Raw genomic sequence first — 24,244 nt, 5'->3', positions numbered from 1 at the left:
GCTTTCGGTCATCACGGGCACGCTGGACACGTTCCTCAAGGATTACGCCTATACCGACGCCTCGGGCGAGCAGACGGTGCGCAAGGGCACGCAGGTGCTGGATACCACCGGGTCCGAGGACACCGTCTACCGTTACGTGGGGGACAGCCCCGCGCAACTGGATATGGGCAACACCACCTTCGCGGGGAATTCGGACTGGATCGCGGTCGTGGGCTTTGGCGACGCGCTTTCGTATGTTCCCAACAGCGTGACCAACGTCACCGCGTCCGATAGCCTGGCCGTGGGTATGCTGTTCGCCGTCAACGAGGTCGACAGCGATGTCACCGCCACGCTGACCGGCGCCGACGTGAATGTCACCGATGGCCATGTCTGGGTCGATGCGGTCGAGGACGCGACCATCGAGGCGCAGAACACCGGCACGGTCAAGACCGATGGAGGGTCGGTTCTGGCCGGAGGCAGTTCCAGCCAGGCGTTCAATTTCAACATCGTCACAAACAACGTGCTGGCCGGGGCCGAGGCACGCGTCGCCGACGCGGTGATGGTCGCGGGCAATTCCAACGACACCAACGATCCGGTCGCGGATGCCGTGGTCGTCTTCACCGACAAGGATGGCCAGACCGTTGCCGAAACGCCGCGCCCCGGCGACGGCACCGTCGATGTCAGCGCCGACACGACCGCGACGATCACGTCGCGGGTGGACACCACGACCACCGCCTTCGGCGACTCCGAGACGACGGCGGTCGGCGGCACGATCGCCTTCAACTCTGTCGGCTATGCCGGGCAGAACCTGCTGTTCAATCTTGCCGATATCGCCATCGGGCTGGTCGATACGGATGGCAGTTCCAACATCGCAACCGTCGATCCGGCCCGTGCCGCCGCAGTGGTGGCGCGCAGCGACGTGTCGGGCGCTCAGGGCGTGCGCGTCGCAGGCACCTCGAATGCCGAGATCGACTCGCGGATCGTCAACAGTTCGACCGCCGCCGGGCTGACGGTGGCCGACAGCGCGCAGAACGTGTCGGTCGGCGCGGTGATCGCGATGAACCGCACCGCGTCCGAGGCGTCGGCGTTGGTGCAGGATGGCGGTCTCGTCGAAAGCACGGGCGGCGACATCACGGTCAAGGCCGGCGACACCTCCGAGATCACGTCGGAAATCGAGACCTCCTCGATGTCCGCCGCGCTGAGCAAGGGCGGCGCGCGCAACGTGGCCCTCGCGGCGACCTTCGCGCGCAACGACATCACGTCCGATGTGGCGGCGCGGGTCCTGGGCACGGACCTGTCGGCGCAGGGCGCCGTCAGCGTCGAGGCCGACCGCGCGGCGGTAATGACCGCCACCGGCACCGCGACCGCCATCGTCCTGACCGCAACCGCCGGTGGTGGGGGCGGCGGCAATGACACCAGCGTCTCGGGCGGTGGTGTGATCGCCGTGAATCGCGTGCGCGGCAGCACCGTGGCGGGGATTTCCGGGGCGGACATAGACGCCGGGCGCGTTGACGTGGACGCAAACAGCAGCAGCCGGATCGACGCCGATGTCGTCGCGGTCAGCGGCACGCTGAGCGTCAGCCTCAGCGGCAAGGGCAACGCGGTCAGCATCGGGGTGGTCTATGTCGAGAATTATATCGGCTTTGACGAGCCCGAGGTCACGCTGCCCGCAGGGGCCACGGTGCACGACGCCTATGTCGCCCCCGGCGGCGACGCAACGCTGCTGACCACCGTCAATACCGGCGATTACGTCCGCATCAACGGCTACAGGCCCGGTGCGGGGCAGGTCTACAAATATGTCGGCGACGGCCCGCGCCAGACGCTCGACCTCGACGGCGATCCGGTGCCGAATGGCGTGGACCTGTCGCTGGAGAATTACGCGGACAGCCAGCTGTGGGAACGTCAGGGCATCCAGAAAGTGTCGGACGCGGGCACGCAGGCCTTCCTGAACGATGTGCAGATCGCAGATCAGGCCGGTGACACGCCCCCCGACGCGGTGTCGGTCACGGCGGCCTCGGCGCAGTCGATCACCGCCACCTCGGCGGCGGTCGCGGCGGCACTGGCCGGGTCGGCCAAGGGCGCGGTCTCTGTCGCGGCCGGGGCGGTGGCGGCGCGCAACCGGATCGCCGCCGATGCCGACGCGGCGATCACCGGGGCGGCGACCGACATCACGGCAGGCACCATCACGGTGGATGCCTCGGATTCCAGCGTCATCGACGCGACAACCGCGGGGGCGGCCGTGGCGGCCGCTGTATCCGGCAAATCCGCCGTCGCCGTCGGCATCGGTCTGTCGCTGGCCTTCAACGAGGTCGAGAACGACGTCTCGGCCCGGATCGAGGGTGCGGATGTCACCGCGACGGGTGCCACCGCTGATGGGGATGGCGTCCTGGTCAAGGCGCGTGTCGCGCCGCCCGAGAGCGTGACCGCCAGCCTGACCAGCGTAACCGCAGGCGCGCTCGACGATGCCACGAAAACCGACACAGTCGCTGGCGACGCCGCCAATATCGGATCGCCGGTCACCGCGGCCGCTCTTACCGCCGCCGCCGAACTGGACACCGTCGAAGGCGACGGTGTCGATATCGGCGCGCCGCTCGGCCGGGCGCAGCTGGACGACCTGACGCGCTACGGCGAGGACAATGCCGACGAGGCCGCCGACCGCACGCGCATGGCCGCGCTCGTATCGGCCCTCGATACCGCGCTGGCGGCCAATGATGCGCCTCTGGTGGCCGATCTCATCGCCTCGGACGGCGGTCTCGTGCCGGGGGATTACGACAAGCTGACACTGCTTGCCGAGGGCCGGGGCTGGGTTCTGCTCGACCCGACGGGGCGCAGCTTCGATCTTGTCGTGACCGGGGGCACGCTCAAAGTCAGCTATACCTCGGTGTCCAAGCCCGACCGCGACGCGGATCGCAATACGCTGAAGGCGCTTGTCGGGGCCCTCGATGCCGAGCTTGCCAGTGCGGAGGCCGCGTCGATCAAAAGCACGATCGCGTCGGGTGCCACGGCGACGGATGCGGACTATGATGCGCTGCGCCTGCTGGTTGCCGATAGCGGCGGTTGGACCCTGATCGACGGCGACGGGCGTGCCTTCGATCTGGCGCAGGACGGTGGCAACCTTGCCGTCACTTACCAGGTTGTCGAAAAGGCCGACCGCGATGCCGATCGCGCCACGCTGAAGGCGGTGGTCGCGGCGCTGGATCCCCAGCTTCTGGCTGCAGGTGTGCAGACCATCGAAGGCACCATTGCCGACGGGACCGCGGCGACGGATGCCGAGTACGACAAATTGCGGCTGTCGCAATCCGCAGACCGCCAGGATTGGGTGCTGGTCGACGGGTCCGGCCGAGCCTTCAGCCTGTCGCTGGACGGCGATCAGCTGACGGCGGACACGATGACCATCAATGCCCTGACGGTCGCGGCCTCGGCCGCGGTCGGGCTGGGCAAGACCGGCGTCGCGGTCGCGGCGTCGGGGGCTTCCGGCCAGAACGTGATCCTGTCGACCACCAAGGCGCATGTCAGCGCCGCCGACATCACCGCCCAGACCGGCGACATCACCGTCGATGCCCTCAACGAGGGCTCGATCAACGCCATGGTGCTGTCGGTCGCGCTTGGAGTGGGTGGCGGCAAGACCGGTGTCGGCGTCGCGATCGGCGCCGCCATTGCACAGAACCTGATCGGCGAGACCGCTGGCGGGACGGCGCAGCCCGTGGCGACCACCGCGCTGGTCGAGGACAGCCGACTGCGCGCTGAGAACGGCGCGATCTCGGTCACCGCGACCTCGGATCAGGCAATAAACGCGCTGAGCGCGGCGGGGTCCGTGGCCATTGGCGCAGGCTCCACCGGGGTGGCCGTGGCCGGGTCGGGCGTGTTCATCAATAACGTCATCAACGCCGACACCACTGCGGCAATCACCGGCCACCTTGCCGGTCTTGACGCCGCAACCCCGTCGATCGACGGCGGCAGCGTGACGGTCGAGGCGAAAACCAAATCCGAGATCCGCGCGGCAGCGGCCACTGCGGCCATCGCGGCGGGCTTCGGCTCGACCGGGGTCGCGGTGTCGATCAGTGCCAGTGTGGCGCGCAACGACATCTCCGGCACGACCGACGCCAAGATCGAGAATGTGGGCGCCGGTGGCGTGCAGGCGGCCGATGGCGACGTCAAGGTCAGTGCCGACGACGCGGCCCGGATCGCCGCGCTCAGCGCGGCCGCGTCCTTTGCCGCGGGCTTTGGCTCGACCGGTATCGCGGTGTCGGGGGCGGGCGCGCTTGCCTTCAACAAGACCGCCAACGGCGCGCGTGCAACAATCCTGAACAGCGACATCGTGACGGATAACGGCGCGCTGGATGTGCTGGCCACCAGCACCGGCGAGGTGCGCGCGGGGATCGCCGCCGCGGCGCTGTCGGTCGCAGGCGGGTCCACCGGGGTCGGCGTTGCCATCGGGATCGGCTATGCCAGCAACATGATCGGCTGGGAGTTCGGCACAGCCACCGCCGATTTCACCAGCGGCCAGACGCTGGATTACAAGACCCTCGGGACCGGCAACACGGTGCGCGTGGAAGAGGGTGTCTATGCCGGGCGGACCTATGAATTCATCGGCAGTACAGACAGTTATCCCAATTTCTACACCTCTGCCGATAGCGGTGTCGATATCGCCAAGGGCGATCTGGTGCGGGCGGATGACGGGACCTTCTTCGAGCGTACCGGCAACGCGGTCGAGGATGTCGATGTCGCCAGCCTGGTTTTCGGCAGCGGCTGGGAAGAGGCCCCGGACCCCACCAAGCTGGGCCCGAATTCCGACACGAGCGGTCCGAATGATCCCCTGGTGCCTGACGGGAAGATAACCACCGACGACAAGGTCGTATTGTCGCAGGCCGATTACGCCAACAAGGAACGCTGGCGCGAGGTCAATCTCGTGCGCCCCGACACCTCGGGCGCGCGGGTCGAGGCGTCGATCACCGACAGCAGCCTCGATATCGCGGGTGCGGTCACGGTCAATGCCGCCGCCCGACAGACCATCGAAAGCGCGAACCTCGCCGTAGCCGCCGCCGTTGCGGGGGGCAGCGTGGGGGTTGCCGTGTCGGGCTCTGCCTCGGTCTCGGAAAGCCGCGTGGCAAGCGACGTGACCGCCTTCATCGACGGGTCGGGCGTGGATGGCATCAGCGCCGAGACGATCACGGTAAGCGCCGGGGACGACAGCCAGATCAATTCGGCCAACATCGCGGCCGCCATCGCGGCGGGTTTTGGCGCGACGGGCGCGGCCGTCTCCATCGGCGTTTCGCTGGGGTTCAACACCGTCGCGAACGATGTGTCGGCTTTCATCGTGAATGCCGACGATGTCGTCACCACCGGAATGACGGCAGATGGCGACGGCGTGCGCGTGGCCGCGCAGACCGCCGCCGCCAACGGGCCGCTTGGGATGGGCACGTCTGCCACGTTGGGAAATGATCTCGACAACGTCGATCTGACCGCGATTGCCGTTCAACTCGCGGATGAACTCGGGCTGCCAAGTGTGACCCCACCTGTGGCCCTCGAAAATCTCCAGACCGTGGACCATCTGGCGAAATATCTTGACGATGCCGCCGGGACCGACATGGACGGATACGACGCGAGCGGCACGCGGGTCGACGATCCGGACCGCGAGGACGAGGTCGTGGAAGAGCGGATCAACGAAGATGATCTCGTGTCCGACCGCGCCTTCCTCGAGGTGCTCAAGGCGGCGCTGAGCGATCCCGCGCGCGGCGATCAGACGGTGGTCGGAAATCTTCGGCTGAGCATCATCAAGGACGGCTACTCCGAAGATGACGGAGCCCGCGATCCGGCCGGCCGCTGGCTGGTTGTGGACGAGGCGGGCAGCGCGTGGTCGCTGGCGATCGACGACACCGGCGATCTGGTCGCGCGGCGGTCCACGATCAACGCGATCTCGGGCGCGGCGTCCATCGCCGTGGGCGGCGGGGCCGTGGGTGTTGGCGTGGCCGGGGCTGGCGCGTTCGCGGTCAATTCCGTGCAATCGACGGTGCGCGCGCATATCGAGAACAGCAAGATCGACGTTCAGGCCGGCGATCTGGACGTGGTCGCGACCAGCTTTGCCGAGATCAACGCCGCCGTCGTTTCGACATCGCTTGCCGTGGGTGTCGGCAAAGTCGGCGTGGGTGTCGCCATCGGTGTGTCGGTGGCGCAGAATTACCTTGGCTATGACATCGACGGGTCGGATGCCGGCGGCACGGTGTCGGCCGAAATCGTAGACAGCACGCTGGACGTGGATGGTGCGGTGAACGTTCTGGCCAGTTCGGAAGGGGCGATCAACGCGGTGGTCTTCGCCGGCTCGGCGGCGGTCAGCGGCGGGCTTGTCGGCGTGGGTGTCGCGGGGTCCGGCGTCTATGCCGAGAACCTGATCGGCGGCGAGACGACGGCGGCGATCCGCATGGGGGCCGCGCAGACCGGTGATGATGACAAGAGCATCGACGCGGGCAGCGTGTCGGTCTCGGCGACCGATACCTCGTCCATCGACACCGCCGCGGGCGCACTGGCGCTGAGCCTCGGCCTGGGGGGCGTGGGGGTCGCGGTCTCGCTGGGTATCTCGATCGCCGAGAACGTCATCGACAACACCGTGGACGCGATGATCGTCGCCGATGATGGCGTGACCGGTGCCACCGGCGCGGTCGTGTCGCGCAACGGGGGCATATCGGTCACGGCGATGGACGATGCCACGATCCGGGCCATCAGCGCCGCCGCAGCCATCGCGATCAGCGGCGGCGGCGTGGGGGTTTCGGTGTCCGGCGCAGGCGCGGGCGCGGTGAACCGCATCCGCAACGCCACCAGCGCGCATGTCGAGGGCGTGTCGATGCTGGCGCCGGGACGCCTGACGGAGGTGCCGGGCGAGACCACGATCGCGCGCGACGGTATCAACAGCATCCTGTTCGACGAGACAGGGAACCTGGCGTCGCAATACGCAGGCGAGGATCTGTACGTTCAGTCACTGGACACGAACGGAAATCCGAGGTTTGACGTGACCGCCAATCCGTCCGGCAACGGGTTTATCTACACGCCCATAATGGAGCAACTGACGGCGCAAAGCGCGGCCTCGCCCGGGCGCGTCGTCTATACCAGCGCGCCCATCGACACCAATGGCGATACCTTCGCCAAGGCGGGCTACGTGCCCTTCGAGGTGCCACTGCGCACGCAGGCCAGCGTTCCCGGACAGGCGATCACCGTTGCCGCCACGGGCGACGCGGTGATCGAGGCCGCCGTGATCTCGGCCGCAGCCTCGCTCGGGGTGGGCGGCGTTGGGGTCGGCATCGCCGTCGGATCGTCCTATGTCGAGAACGACATCGGCGCGGGCGACAGCACCGGGGTTTTCGCACGGGTTGTCGATGCGGACCTGACCGCGGCGTCGAATATCGACGTGACCGCGACCATGACATCGTCGATCGACGCGTTCGTCGCCTCGATGGCCGCCGCGATCACCGCGGGCGGTGTCGGCGTGTCCGGCGCCGGGGCGGGCGTGAACGCCATAAACGCCATAGATTATGCGGTGATCGCCACGGTCACCGATTCGGACCTGACGGCCGAGGGCACGGTCACCGTTCAGGCGACCGATGCGGCGACGATCGTATCTGACGTCAATTCGGCCGCGCTGTCGGTGTCTGTTGGCTATTTCGCGGCCTTCGCCGCAAGCATTTCCGTGTCGCTGGCCGAGAACACCATCGACAACACCGTGACCGCCGAGGTCGTGGATTCGGATGTCGAGGCCGGGGACATGGCCGTTCGTGCCAGCGACGACAGCACGGTCAGCGCGACATCGCGCGCCGCGGCGCTGTCGGCTGCGATCGGGCCGGGACTTGCGGCGTCGGGCGGCGGGGCGTTCGCGAATATCCGCACCACCAGCGAGGTGCGCGCCGCGATTTCCGGTGGCGGGGCGCAGGATCTCGTGGACGTTGCGGGCACGATCACCGTCAACGCCACGACAGAGGCGGATCTGACCGCGCGCGTCGATGTGCTGAGCGTGGCGGCGGGGCTGTTCGGTCTGGCGGCCGGCGGATCGGTCGCGACCATCAACACCCGCCCCGAGGCGGGCCGCACCAATGCCCATGCCAGCGTGGGCGGTGTCCGGGTCAAGGCCGGGGCGCTTGATATCGATTCCGTCTCGAAGATGCGGACCGATGCCGAAGTGCGCGGGATCACCGTCGCCACCACCGCCGCCATCGGCGTGAGCGAGGCCGAGGTCCTGACCGGCGCGGTCGTCACCGCCGATATCGGCGCGGGCGGTGACCTGATCGACGTGGGCACGCTATCGCTGGATGCCACGGCGCAGGGACCGGGGACCAATGGTGACGGCATCTCGTCGCGGGTCAAGGCGCAGGCGTCGGGTGGCGGTATCCTGATCGGGGTCCAGTCGGCGAACGCCGTCGCCGACAACACCGACACCGTGACCGCCGACATCGTCGATGGCGCATTGATCGAGGCCGGTGATCTGTCGATCGGCGCCTCTTCGACCACCCGTCAGGAGACCGAGGCGCAGGCGGCGTCCGCAGGGCTGATCGGCGTCGGCTCGGCCGATGCCAATTCCTCCACGGATGTCACCGTCAAGGCGCGGGTCGGCACGGGGACGGACATCACCGCAGACACCATGAGCGTGACCGCAGGCGGCAACAGCGACAACACGGCAAGCACACGCACCGGCGCGTACGGCTTTGCATCAGGGGCGGCCGCGCGGCCGGAAACCCACTCGACCGCTGATATCGACGCGATCATCGCGGATGCCACCGGCACCGGAACCGCAGCGGTCATCAACGTGGCCGACCTGTTCAAGATGTCGTCGACGCAGACCAGCAAGGTCAGTACCGAGGTCGACACCGAATCCTACGGCGCGATCGCCGGTGCGGGGGCGGATGCCGATAACGTGATCGACAGCGATGTGTACACCGAAGTCGGCAGCTATGCCCGCGTGACCGCGGGGCGGATGGATCTGGGCGCGTCGAACCGGCTGGATCGGCCCGGCCCCGGCAGCGGCAATGATATCGAGGCTGACACCGGCGGCGCGATATCGGGCGCGAGCGTCAACAGCCTGACACGGGTCAATTTCGACACCAACGTGATCTTCGATTCAAACTCCGAGACCAAGACGACCGACAATGACGGCGTGCTCAACGCCACTGTCCGCAACGAGATCGCCTATACCACCAAGGTGCGGCTGCTGACCGCGGGCGCGCTGTCCGGTGCGGGCTCCTACCTGACCTTCGATGGCGGGCTGGACGGCAACACAGCCCGCCTCAAGGGCGAGATCCTGGTCGCGGAGGATGCCGATGTGCATGCCGTCGGCGAGCTGGAGTTCGAGGTCTCGGGCAGTTACGACATCTACGTGCAATCCTATTCCGAGACCTACGGCGCGGGCACCGTGGCCATCGGCGATGCCTTCATCGACCTGTACCCCGACAACCGGATCACGGTTGAGGATGGCGCCAAGGTCCTGTCGGAACGCGACATGTTCATGTCCACCGGCACCGACCGCGACCTGACGCTGGAGGATGTGAACCTTGAGGCGCGCACGGACAATTTCGCGGGCTCGGCCATTCCGATCAACGATCTGGAGACGCGCGCGATCTATTTCGTCACCAATGTGATCGACGTGCAGGCCGGTGCGCTGGTCGAAAGCTATGGCAATATCGACCTCAACGCCGACGAGCTGGGTCTGGGGTCGGTGATCGGCATGGCCAAGGCCACCAACTGGGTCTCGGCGGTGGGTGACGCGATCGACAGCGCCTTCGGCGGCAACAACACCGAGACCGGGCCGGGCGAAGGGCTGGCCGATGCGCGCGGTCAGGTCATCAACAACGGGACCATTCGCACCGGCGAGCGCCGCGTGATGGAGCTTTATATCGACGATCTCGTCGATGACGGCAGCGAGACCGGGGCGCTGGTTTTCCGCATGCCGGGTGACGCGATCCCGTCCGACGCGCTGTATGACCGGGTCAGCACCGTCGACCCCGAGACGGGCGAGCTGCTGATCAAGGCAGAACTGGTCGAACAGGAGATCAAATCGTCGGGTCAGTTGGCGCTCGAACAGCTCAGGAAGAAGCTGCTGCAATACGGCACGGACGACAATGGCAACTTACTGGACCCCGCGACCAGCGATTTCGTCCGCGCCACATTGGAAGACATCACGCGGATCGAGAACCAGATGGTTGCGCAGGGCGAGGCGTCGCGTCAGGCCGACGGAACCGTCGTTCCGGTCAACCGCACGGATGTCGTGATCAAGATTGACGACATCTTCGCCTCGGCGGGCCGGGTCCGTGTGCTGACCGACCAGTTGCACGGCTCCGGGCAGTTCGACGTGCCGACCGACGTGACGGTACGGGTGATCAACGACACCACGGCCTCGATGGAGTTTGGCGACATCACCATCCCCGCGGTGAATGGCGGGCTGTTCTTCAACGGCACCGAGGTGACGAACGAAGATAGCATTTCCGACGTCAACGCGGCGATCCGGGAAGAGAACGAGCAGAGCGTCAGCAAGGACAACGCGCCGCTGGATTCCTCGGGGTTCATCGGCGATACCTTCCTGGGACGCGCGACAGTCATAACCCCGTCGCTGCAATTCTCGCCCGACAGCTTCGGCGACCAGAACGGGCCGCAGATCGACGTCCGGGTGACGAAGAATGTCCGCGAACCGGATGCAAGCTTTGATCCGAACGATATCGGCGGCATCATTCCGCCGGATCAGACGCTGACCTTCAAGGGCGATATATTCGCGCCGATGGCCAGCTTTGCCGTGTTCGGGCCGGAAGGGCCGAACGAAGTCAATGCTGTGTTCGAGGGTGACGTCTTCGTGCGGGACCAGATCGTCAACGTGGGCGGCACCATCGACATCGCGACCAAGGGCGACCTGCACGCGGCAGGCGATCCCTATGGCAAGTGGATCGAGTCGGGCCTGATCGGCAACGGCACGAGCGAGGCCGATACGGAAGACAACGAAGACTATGACAAATTCATCAAGGGCGATGGCGGCAGCACGGGCCAGTATTTCAACGACCGTACCGGCGAGGCGGAGACCGTCAACCTGAAGGCCAATCGCATCCTTCTGGAAGGTGGCTATGTCAACATCAACGGCACCATCCAGGCCGGCGAAGATACGTTCGACCTGACGCTGGACAACGGTGTCGCGATCGACATCCTGAATGCGATCATCACCGGGCGCGACATCCCGTCGATCGATTTGACGAATCGCGATTTCCTGCTGTCCTTCGACGTCGAAAGCCGCAGCCTGATCGTCACACCGATGGCGCCCGCCGGTGGCTATATCGATATCGAGGGGCGAATCACCAACACGCGCGAAGGCAATCTGATCGCGCATGCAGGCTATCCACGGATCTCGATCATAAACGAGATGTCCATCCTCGACGGCTTCGGTCTGACCATCGACGTGCGCGATCTCGATGTCAGCCGGCAGGGCGAGGGCACCATCATCCTCAAGGACAAGGGCCGCGGCGTGCGCGACGATGGCTCTGACCGGGCGCTTTTCTGGACGCGCTACGAGGTCGACGAGAATTTCCAGGTGCAGCGCACCGACGGGCTGATCAACCCGACCTTTACCGGCACCGACCTGATCAGCGGGGGGCGGGGCAGCAGCGAAGTCTCGGGTGGCATCAACGCCGAGGGCCGCATCGACCAAAGCGCCACCTACACGCCGCGCGACGGGTACCGCTATGGCTGGAAGGTGGGCGAAGGCTCGCGCGAGGAGATCATCCAGGAGGTCACGGAAAATTCCTGGCTGGGTATCGATTTCCTGATCCCGGACCTGACCGGGGTGCCGATCGTGGACAGCACTGTCCTGAGCCGTGAACTGATCCCGAATTCCAACTATTTCTTCCTCGATCCGAATGAGGGCGCGGCCTATACCTATAATTTCGAACGGCAGGTCACGCCGGGCGAGACCGAGCAGACGGGGTACGAACAGAACACGACCTGGTACGGCAAGACCTCGACCTGGCGGCAGTTCACCACGATCAACGACCGCAAGGATACGCACAGCCACACGATCGAGGCCGACCGCCAGATCGGCATCGATTTCATCGGGTATGACGAAGGGCGGATCACCGTGGATGCCGGCGGGGCCGATATCAAAGTCGGCGGCGCGCTGATCAACCCCACCGGGATAACCTCGCTGATCACCGACGGGCGGATCACCGGCAAGGCCGTCGCGGCGGATGGCGCGGCACCCTATGTCGGCGGGCGCATTGTGGTTCTGGACGGGCGCCGTGGTATCGGGTCCGAGGTGACACCGCTCGACATAAGGGTCGGGGTGGACGACCGTGCCCCGGCCACGGGCTCGGGCAATATCCCCGGCGAACCCGTGACGCTGGACGGGTCCGAGGAATTCGAGGACCCCGAAGAGGATACCGGCGGCGGCCCGCCCTTCCTCTTGGCCGACAGCCAGCTTGACGCGGTGTCGCGGGGGGCGATCCATCTCAACCAGACATTCGGCGATATCAAGCTGGGCACCATCGACAGCTCCAGCAGCTTCACCCTGTTCGGAACCACGATCGAGAGCCGCGACCAGGTGAACATCACGACCGAGGGCAGCCTGCTGCGCGCGGTCAATGACCTGACGACGGCAGCCACGATCGGATTCCTGGCAGACAGCACGGAGAACCGGATCGCGGCGACCGGCCACGAGGTGACCGGCGGGCAGATCGTGCTTCAGGCGAATACCGGGTCCATCGGGACCGAGGCGTCGCCCATCCTGCTGGATACCGGCGACCGGCGCGGTCACACGCTGACCGCACGTGCCGCCCTTGGCGATGTCCATGTTGTCGAGACCGCGGGCGATCTCAAGCTGTTCGAGGTGATCGGATCGGATACCGGCAAGATCGGCATCACCGTCAATGCCGGCGATCTGCTGGACGGCAACCAGATATTCTTCGAGGACGAACGCGCCAAGGCCGAACTTCTCGCCGGTGTCTGGAGCGACATGGAGCTTCTGGGCGACGAGGCCACGGAAACCGGCGGGGCGTTTGACAAGCTGGAAAAGGCGAAAGAGGCCAAGCGCAGTCAGAAGGAGCAGGATTACCTCGACTACTGGGCCGGGCGCGACCTGATCGACCTGAGCAACGACCCCGATGTCGCCGATATCCCGGACACTACGCTGGCGGATGTTCTGGACGGCTCTGCCGAACTGCCGATCACCCCGATCGAGCGTGACTCGCTGCTGGACAGGTACCGCGCAGAGGCGCCCGGCGGCACCGACCCCGACCAGTATGCGGCGCAACGTCTGGCAGAGCTGCGCGCGGCGCGCAGCATCGAATTCCGCGAATTGCACGCGTGGCTTCAGGACATTGGCGGCAATCTGACCGATCCGGCGAACCGCGTTGCGGCCGATGCGCTGGACGGGTTCGCGGCGCTCGATCTGACGCAGGCAGAGCTCGACAAGATCGAATCCGGCATCAAGATCTGGACCGAGGACGAGCTTCTCAACAGCATCGGGGGCGGCTTGCTGAAGCCCGTCACCGACACCACCACGACAATCGAGAACGCCAATATCCGCGGCGGTGACATCAACCTCGACGTGTCGTCGGGGCGTGTCGGGCGCACCGAGGGCGCGGTCACCGTGATCCTCGCCGATGGCACTCCGCTCACCCAGGAAGAGCGGCTGATCGTCGCCGCTGCGGAACGGTCGGATATCTTCTTTGTCATCAGCGCCTTTCAGGACGCCGAGGTGAACTTCGACGCCGCCAGCAACACCATGACACGCGTCGATGGCAGTAACTGGAACTCCGGTGTTGCTGACGACGACCAGAAACTGCGTGCGGGTCAGACGATCCAGGTGCAGGGCAATTCGGCCAACGCGACCGAGGACGAGCGGTATTACTCGATCAAGTCGGTCGATGGTGACACCATAACGTTCGATGAGACGGCGACAGTGTTCGCCAAGTCCGCGCTGAGCGTCGGGCGGTCCGAAATCGGTGTCGATGTCACGGTCTCGGCCATTGTCAACGACCCGCGCGGTGCAGTCTCGGATTCAGTCGTCGACATCACCAGCGCGAATACCATCACCCGCACCGATGGCGGCAGCTTCGTTGCCGACGGGCTGCAGGCCGGTGACACGATCCTGCTGTCCACGACACCGGCCTACACGGCCGCCGATCAGGACGCGCAGGTCGCGCTGCTCGAAGATAACGTCAATTCGGCCGATACCCTTTATACCATAGCGTCGGTGAGCGATGACGAGATCGTTCTTGAGGGAACGCCACTGACAACATCCGTGGGTCCGGACGCAGAGGGCGCCGTGACCGGCGTGACATTGCGGGTGGACGAATACGTGGCCCTCGCCGCGGTTCAGGTCCAGCAACGCGAAGATCTCGACATCGACGCGGGCGGCACGCTTTCGGTCTTGGCCAAGGGCGAAAGCTATATCGGCTCGGAAGAGAACGTCGTGCTGGGTACGATCGAGGTGGGTGACGGCACCGACGTGGACGGCCAGCTTCGGATCAAGACCAGCGGCAACATCATCAATGGCGGCGGTCGGGCCTCTGACGGCGCGAATATCGATGCCAAGGATCTGATCCTCGAAAGCGGGCAGGGCGGCATCGGACGACAGGCGGACGGCAGCGATCCCGAGAACCGTATCCTGATGGATCTCGCGGATAATGGCAGCGTGACCGCACGGGCCCAGGACGATATCCTGCTGACCGAGATTGCCGGCGACATGCGCGTGGCCACGATCTTTTCCGGTGGCGGCGATGTCGATCTCGTGGCGGCGTCCGGGTCGATCATCGACGTGATCGCTTCAACGTTTGTCAATATCGAGGCCGTCAACATCACCCTGGGTGCCTCTGGCAGCATTGGCAGCGAAGGCAACGACCTGGAGATCGAGGCGCGGGGTGCAGGCACGCTGACCGCGACGGCGGCGGGCGACATCTACATCTTCGAGGCGGGCGATTCGGTGCTTGGCGCTGTGATGAACATCGCTCAGGTCACCTCGACGGGGGGTGCGGGCACCTTTGTGCGCCTGACGGCAGAGCCGGGGATGCGCGATGACCCGAACGATGCCGGACCCAACGTGATCGGCCACAGCGTCAAGCTGGTCTCGATCCAGGACACGATCGGCGAACTGACCAATTTCATCGACATCGACACCACCGGTGGCGTCTTCAACGCAAATGCCCTGCAAGGCGACATTCATGTGCGCGAGACGGCCGATGACATGGCGCTGGACGTGGCGCAAAGCGGGTCCACGGGCACCGTCTACCTGACGGCGAGCACCGGAAGCATTCTCAACGCGAGCGGCACATCCGCCGCGGTGGCGGCCTTCGGTGCGGCCAACATCGTCGCGGGGCGTGCGGTTCTGGTCGCGCAAGGCTCCATCGGGGCCGACAATCGCAGACTTGCCACCCGGATCGACTCAATCCAGTCAGTGTCGCGGGATCTTGGCACCTATCTTTACAATGACGGCAATCTGACGGCTTCGCTCGATCCGAACGCGCCCGCCGGGACGGCAATGATGGCGGGCACCGAGATCTATGTCAGCGCCAGCAGTCCCTTCACGGCCGCTGCGGGGATCGCGGCGGGCAGCGGCGATGTCGTGATCGTGGCCAATGAAAGCGCGGCAGAGGATGTCGACACCATCACTGTCGAGGCCGGCGTGACGGTCGAGGCGCTGGACGGCAACATCGCGCTTTACGCGGGCGACCACGTGATCGTGGCCGAAACTGCGACCTTGCGGGCCTCGGGCAATATCTCGGTGTTCACCGATGTCGCGACCGAACTTGGCACCGGGGCCCTTGGCACTGCGGCGCCAACGCTGGTGGTGGACGCCGCGCGCGTCGACGCCCAGGGCGGCGATGTCGATATCGCCGGTCTGGTCGATGCCGGTGGCGCGCTGCGCATCGATACCGGTGCGACCGGTCCGAACGGGCTGGCCGGTGCGGTGGATCAGCGCGACACGGTGTTGATCACCGGCGCGTTGGTCGCGGGCGACCGTATCGACATCATGACCGGTGGCGACAAGGATATCGTGCGCCTCCAGGGCCTTACCGTGACGACCCCGGTGTTGCATGTGGCCGGTGAGGCCGGACAGGATCTGCTGGTGATCAAGGACCCGACGGATCTGTCGGCAAAGGTCACGCTTTCGGGCGGCGCGCAGGAGGACCGGATCGAGGTCACGCGCCTGGACGCGCAAGGCCAGAATGACAGCCTGCTGATAGATGGCGGCATGCATGCCGACGACATCGTGATCCAGACCTGGGGTTCGATGTCCGGTGCGGCGGCCCAAATCGACTACGAGATCGATGTCGCCGATTCGGGCGGGATCGGGCCGGATGCGGGGGCCGACCGGATGGATATCCGCGGCACGTCCGAAAACGATGCGTTCCTCAGCCGCGCCGGCTTTGCCGCGCTCATGCATGGGACCGAGGCGCAGATCCGCGGAATCGATCCCAGTCGCCCGGACACGGTCGAACGGGTCAATTACGACCGCAGCCTGAACGGGCGCCTCGGGCTGATAGGTCTCGATGGCGACGACCTGTTCATCTCCGACGACAACTCGACCATCGTCACGATGGATGGCGGACTGGGGGACGACACGTTCCAGTTCGGCCAGATGTTCGGATCCGAGCCGGTGGCGGGCGGCAGCTTCACCGACCCCGATACCGGCGCCACGGTCTCCAACGGGATCGCACCGGGCGACGGCATCGAGACCATCGAGACGACACGCGGTTTCCTGTCGCGCGGGCTGAGCTATGCGACCACGGCATTCGGCGGCGAGGGCGCGGACCTGTTCACCGTGTACTCGAACAAGGGCGAACTGCGGATGGAGGGCGAGAATGGCAACGACACATTCGTCGTGCGCGCCTTCCTTCTAGCCGGGGCCGATCTCGCGGTGGATCAGGGCCTTGTCAAGGTCCGCGCCGGGGACGGTGACGACAATGTGCGCTACAACATCAACGCGCCCGTCGATATCGACGGGGGTGCCGGGTTCGACACGGTCGTAGCACTTGGCACCGAGGGGGATGATACATTCGTCATCAACGAGGACGGCATTTTTGGCTCCGGCTTGAACATCACGCTGTCCAACGTCGAAGAAGCGATCGAGGTCGACGGTCTGGAAGGCGATGACACGTTCTTCATCCAGTCCACTGCGGCGAACACCGTGACCAACATCATCGGCGGGCTGGGATCGGACACGTTCAACGTCGCCGGTGACGTGACCGAGCGGATCTATTCCGCCGATCTCGACGGGCGCTCCGGCTCGATCGAGCATGTCTCGGACTCGGGTGACAGCGATTACCAGGATATTGCCGTGCCTGGCCTCGGGACGACCATCGCCGACGGCAATATCGGCAAGGTGGTGATCGAGAATACCGGCAGTGACACCACCGTGGCCGAAGGCGGTATGACCGACAGCTACACCATGCGCCTTGCCGAGGCGCCCGAGGCCGGTCAGACCGTGTATGTCACCGTCTCTGCCGGCATCGCATCGCGGCAGGATCGCCGTCTCGATGTGCCGACGATGGCTGCGGGCACCGAGGTCGCGATCACCGGCAACCAGATTACCCGGACGACGGGCAGCTGGTTCGATGATGGGTTCCACGACGCGCAAGGGCTTTCGCTGACCGGCGCGGGCGACAATACCGGCGCCTATGCGATTGACACGATCTCGGCTGACGGGCGCACGATCACGGTCGAGACCGGCTTTGCCGAGGATGTCGCGCCGACCACCGAAATCGCGGTGTCCGGCCAGCAGGCCGCGACCGTCGAGATGCGCGCGAACGGGGCGGGCGGGTTCACCGATGGCCTCGTACTGGCCTTCGACGCGAGCAACTGGAACAGCGTGCAGACCGTCGATATCCGGGCGATCGACGACGCGGCGGCGGAAGGTGAACGCACCGTCCTGATCTCTCATGCGGTGGACAGCGGCGATGCCGCGTTCGACGGGGTTGCGGTCGCCAACCAGGAGGTGACGGTTCTCGACAACGACAAGGCGGAACTGCGCATCCGGGAAAGCGGCGCGGATACCTTCGTGCACGAGGGCGATGCGACGACCCGGATCACAGACACCTACACCGTGGAACTGGCGCGCCGGCCCGAGGTTGGCGAAACCGTCACCGTCACGATTGGCGACACGTCCAATTCCGGCGATCTGCAGTTTTCGAGCAATGTCCTGACATTCAATCACGGCAACTGGGACAGCCCGCAGACCGTCACGATCACCGCGACACCCGACGACAGTACATCGGCCGATCCCGAGGCCCGGACCGAGCGTGTGGATATCGTCCACACCATGACATCCGATGGCGCGATTTACGCCGATGTCGCGGAACAGTCGCTGACCGCCACGGTGTCGGACGGCGACAGCGCCGGGGTCATCATGCGCGAAACCGACGGCGACACCCTGCTGATCGACTCCGAGGATGACAGTCTCGACACGACGGACGACTATACCCTGCGCCTGTCCTCGGCGCCCGATGCGCCGGTCACGATCAGCATTGTTGATGACGGCCAGTCGCAAGTGCGGCCGAGCGCCACTGTCACACTGGCGAACCTTTCAGGGATTTCCCTGCGTCTTCAATCTGTTGCGGGCGGCCCGGATACGATCGAGCGTCTCGATGGCGGCAGCTTCATCGCCGACGGCCTGCGCGCCGGCGCCACGATCACCGTGGGCGGCGCGTCCGACGCCGCCAACAATGGCCTGTTCGACGTGGTCGAGCTGTCGGCGGATGGCAGCACGCTGATCCTGTCTGACGCGGCCGAGGTCGTGACCGAAGACGTCGCCGCCGCAGACCTTCTGGCCGAGGACCAGCGCGTCCGGCTTGTCACCGTGGCCGAGGCAAGCAACATCCCGATCCGCTTCATCGCGGTGGCTGACGGTCCCGACCGGATAGAGCGCACGGATGGCGGCAGTTTCCTTGATGACGGGTTCCGCGCCGGAGCGCGTGTCGATGTCAGCGGTTCGGGCAGTTTTGCCAATAGCGGCACCTTCGGCATCGCCGGGATCAGCGACGACGGCAGCGCGCTGATCCTGCCCGCCGCCATCGCCATCGAGAACGAGAATATCTCTGATGCCTCGCTGACGGTCGAGGTCGGGCAGGTCGTGTTCGATCAGACAAACTGGTGGCAGGAGGTGTCCGTCGAACTGGAACCCGATCCGGATTTCGAACCCAGCCAGCTGGACAATGTGACCAAGACCTTCCCGACCGAAGAACACGCGACATCCAAGATCAGGGGACCGCTGATCCTCGACGGCGGGGCCACCAGCGAGCGCGAGCTTTTCAGCGCCGTCATGCTGCCAGCCGAGTCCGATCCCGGCCCCAAGGACATCCAGTCCGTCACCGACGAGGCCGTGCAGACCGACCGCGTGAACATCTTCAACGATGAATCGGGGATCAATGACACGGGCCGGATGCACAATACGCCCGATGGCCGCACGCTGATCGACGGGCTTGGCATGGGCACCGGCACCGTGACCTTCTCGCAGGGCGAAGGCATGCCGGATCTGACATATGACTCGGGCATCTCGATCTCGACGATGGAGATCATCGAACTGATGCTTGGGCAGGGCGATGATACCTTCACAATCGACGGCACCAACGTCTCGTCGGATTACGACAACCCGGCCGAGGGTGTGGTCAACCGGCCGATCACCGTCATCCATGGCGGCGGCGGGGCCGACACGCTGATCGCCAACGAGATTTCCGAGCCCGCGGTCGGGGCGGCGTCGCTTCTGGTGCTCTACGGCGACACCGACACCGACGGGGCGCGCTACGATTATCGCGGTGGCGTGCCCAACGGCAATGCGCGCATTTTCAACGCGGTCGACTTCCCCGGCGATCATGGCGATCTCATCGATGCCTCGGCCATCGATTTCGGTGATCCGACCCGGCTTGGCGTCGTGGCCTATGGCGGGATCGGTGACGATACCATTCTCGGCAGCCAGGCAACCGATCACCTGGCCGGTGGCGGTGGTGACGACTTGATCGAGGGCGGTGCAGGCAACGACCATGTCTATGGCGATAACGGGTTCCGCCTCGACCCGGTCACGCGGGACCTGACAGTGGCTGCCGATATCGATGCCACGCCGCGTTTCACCAGCGCGGACACGCGGGCGCCGGGGGCGGATACGCTGCGCGGCGGGGATGGCGACGACATCCTGATGGGCGATACCGGCATCATCACGCAGCTTGCCGGCACCAACCGGATCGAGACCACGGGCGCGCTCGCCCGGATCGAGACGGTTCTGCACGCTGCCGGTGGTGACGATGTGATCGAGGCCGGCGCGGGCAATGACATCGCGTTCGGCGGCGCAGAGGACGACACGCTGGTCATGGCCGAGGGCAACAATATCGGTTTTGGTGACGGGGGGGTGATCGACTGGATCGTCGAAGACGGCGACGCCGGTGCGATCGACCTGATCGAAAGCCTGGCCCCGGCGATCGGCGGTGATGACACGCTGTCCTCGGGCACGGGGGCCGATATACTGATCGGTGGCGCGGGCAGCGACCGGATCACCTCGTCCGGCGGGCGCGATGTCCTCTTTGGGGACAACGCCCTGCTGAATGGATACGGGACCGCGCCGCTTGCGGCGGCCGGGGGCGCGCTGATCAACCTGGGTCGGGCGCAGACGCTCGCGCCGCAGGTCGGCGCGCGCGACGAGATCCGCACGGGGGCCGGCGCGGCCATCGTCTTTGGCGGTGCCGGGGGCGACCTGATCGACACCACGTTGAGCGTGAGCGGTGATGAGGCGGATATCGTCTTTGGCGACCACGGGGATGTGCAGTTCGCCATGGCCGGTCCGACCACGCCACAGCCGATTGCAACACGGCTCGCGACGCATCAGCCGGGCTATGGCGGGCGCGACGTGATCACCACCGGAACCGGGGCCGATATCATATTCGGCGGCGATACCAGCGACACCATTCACGCGGGCGACGGGGCCAACATCGTTCTGGGCGATCACGGCACCATCACCGGACGCGTCAGCGATACCCTTTCCGCGCTTGGCCGTGCGATCAATCTGCAACGGATCGTCACGATGGCCGACCGGCATGGGGGCCCGGACGAAATCACGACCGGCCTTGGCGCCGATATCGTGATCGGCGGGCAGGGCGGCGATCACATCACCGCCAATGCGGGTGAAGGGTCGGCGGCCTTTGACGCGGGCAACGTGATCCTTGGTGACCATGGCGAGGTGGTCTTCCTCAACCCCGATGCGGGCGTGAACCTGCCGCGCCTCGTGCGCACCAGCGATCCGATGCGCGGCGGCGCGGATGTCATCCAGTCGGGTGCCGGCAACGACGTCATCCTGGGGGGGACCAGCGGCGACACGATCTACGGCAAGGCCGGGAATGACCTGATCGCGGGCGACCATGCCGAGGTGATCGGCGCGCTTGACCCGGCGCTCTTCATGTCGGGCGACGCGGGCGCGCCGCGCCTCACCTCCATCGATACCGGGCTGCGCCATGGCGGCGGCAGCGACATGATCTACGGCGGGGCCGGTGATGATCTCATTCTTGGTGGCCAGGGCTTTGACCACGTCTTCGGCGGGCAGGGTGATGACGACATCATCGGTGGGCACAACCGTGCCGGCGGTATCGACGGCGCGGACGCGCTGGACGGCGGTGCCGGCAACGATGCGATCCTCGGCGACAATGGCATCATCGAACGGCGCAGCGACACGCTCAGCCCGCGCATGCGTGCTCTTGAGGGCGGCCAGATCTACGGCACCGGGGCCGATGACGACGGCGAAAGCCTTGTCACCGACGCCGCACAGGGCGATCCTGCGGGGACGCCCGGGCGCGACATCACGCTGTTGGATCATTCCGACACGCCGGCCTTCCTCACCCACGGGGCGGATTACATCGCCGGCGGGTCCGAGGATGACATGCTGTTCGGCGGGCTTGGCGACGACACCATCCAGGGCGATGGCAGCATCGATTACGACAGCGACGGGATGGCCGACCACCTCGGCGGCACCGGTGTGGATGCACGGCGCGATGCGGACGGGCTCTTGATCGTCAACGCGTCGGTGGGTGACCTCATGGGCGCGGGCCGCGACGGTGACGATTACATCGAGGGTGGCGGCGGCGCCGATGTCGTGTTCGGCAATCTCGGTCAGGACGATATCGTCGGCGGCTCCTCCAGCTTCTTCGGACTCGACGGGCCGGAAACGCTGCGCCCCGACGGGTCGGACATGATCTTTGGCGGCACCGGCGAGGCGATCACCCGCAATCACGCCGGGGCGTCGGGCGAGACGCGTCATGCCCGTGACGCCGATGTGATCGTGGGCGACAATGCCGATATCATGCGCATCGTCGGCACCTTCGGGACGACGTCGGGCGACTATCTGCGCTTTGCGCATGACACCTACAGTGACAAGGCGCATGTGGTGCCGCGGGCGGTCACGCTGCTCGATTACACGCCCGGCGGGGCCGACATGGATGCCCCGGCGACAGCGCTGGACAACGGCGCCGCGGACGAGATCCATGGCGAGACCGGCGACGACGTGATCTACGGGATGCTGGGCGACGACGTGCTGTTCGGCGATGGCGAGAACGACGATATCATCGGTGGTACCGGCAATGACTGGATTTCCGGCGGCACGGGGGTCGATGGCGTGATCGGCGATGACGGGCGCATCATGACCCGCCGCAACTCGACCGATCATGGCGCGCCGCTCTACGGTCTGGCCGCGTTGCCGGAAACCGACGTGCTGCGCATATCCGACGACTACAGTGCCCTGCGCACCGTGCTGCATGAACGCGGCAAGCTGGTGAAATCCGTGAACGTGACGCCCTTCAGCACCAACCCGGACGATCCGCTCGACATGTATTGGGAGGCCACGGATGCCTCGGACATCATCTTTGGTGGCTGGGGTCAGGACTACCTGCATGGCGGCGTGGGCAACGATGCCATCTCGGGCGGTGAGGCGCTGCCGCTATCGGTGGGCCCGCAGGATCACAACGGCAACATCATCAGCTTTGACACGCCGTTCAATCCCGGCAACGTGGCCGAGGTCAACACCACCTATTTCGCCGGCGAACAGTCTCCCGGCGTTCACGAGGCGTATCTGCCGCTGCTGATTTCGGACACGCCCCGCGCCGCGCTGCGCTACGACGACCAGAACCAGCTATCACTGGCACCGGATGCGGCGCCGCATTTCCTCTTTTCGGATCATCGCGAGGGCACGCCGGATCCGCGATCGTCGGACGGTGCCCCATCGGATGGCGACGACCAGATATTCGGCGATATCGGGCACGACATGCTGTTCGGCGGCACTGGACAGGACGCGGTGTTCGGCGGTTATGGCAACGACTTCATCAGCCTTGACGATGATCTCACCAGTGGCGGCGTCAACGCGGGCGATCCGGCGGGCGTCAACGACGTCCCGGACGAGGACGCGTCCTACGAGGATTTCGCCTATGGCGGGGCCGGGCGCGACATCATGATCGCCAACACGTCAGGCGACAGGATCATCGACTGGACGGGTGATTTCAACGAAACCTTCCTGCCCTACACCGCAGCCGAGGCGCCGACGATCATCACCATCTACACCCCTGACCTGGCGGATTACGCGCAAGAAATGGGGGTCTCGGGCGGGTCCGATCCGACCCGCGCGGCGGATGCCGACAGGATCCTCGCGGATCGCGGGCTGCCTGCCTCGACGAATGGCGAACCGTACGGCGAACTGGGGCTGCCGCGTTTCGTCGCCGGGCAGCGCGGAGAGTTCGTCCAGCAATCCGAACGCGGGCTGGTCCCCGGCCGGGGCACGGTCAATGACGGTGCGATCTTCGGCGCGGCCGTCATCCCGACCGGGCCACGTTTGGCGGACGGGGCGGCAATCGACGATGGCACGACCGATCCCCTGCCGACAGTTTCGGCGCTGACAGGGGATGCGACGACGATCAACCCGCGCATCATCGCCGATACCGGCGCCGATCGGCCGGGGCGTGACCGCATAAACGATTTCGTCAGATCAGAGATCGAGATCACCTACGGAACGCCCGCCACGCCGCTCGGGGCCGTGCCAATCTACGTCTATGACGAGGACAGCGGCACGTTTGTCGAAAGCGGCACCCGGCCCGTGGCCGGCGGGGATCACGGGGCGGCGATCGAGTTGATCGATGCCGATGGCGCCCTGTTCGCCTATGTGGACGAATCGGGCGGATTGTGGTTGATCGATGACATCGTCGACAATCCCGGCGGCCAGCCGGACCGCGCCCGCGCAGAGGACGATATCGAGGATGACTGGTTGCTCGAGCCCGCCCCGGTAGGGTCGTGA

1 protein-coding gene (only partly in view) is annotated in these 24,244 nt (G+C 65.9%); it reads left to right on the top strand.

Annotated elements, in window-relative coordinates; all coding sequences use genetic code 11:
• On the top strand, window positions 1-24,244 hold the 3' portion of the coding sequence (locus tag ACROSR_RS06625; RefSeq protein ID WP_432683314.1) for an LEPR-XLL domain-containing protein. Its footprint begins 8,093 nt before the window's first position; 24,244 of the gene's 32,337 nt are visible here — the last part of the coding sequence; its start codon lies off the left edge, out of view; it ends in the stop codon at window positions 24,242-24,244.

The sequence above is a fragment of the Roseovarius tibetensis genome (genome assembly GCF_050896375.1).
Taxonomy (GTDB): Bacteria; Pseudomonadota; Alphaproteobacteria; order Rhodobacterales; family Rhodobacteraceae; genus Roseovarius; species Roseovarius tibetensis.
This window is presented reverse-complemented; position numbering and strand designations above follow the sequence as displayed.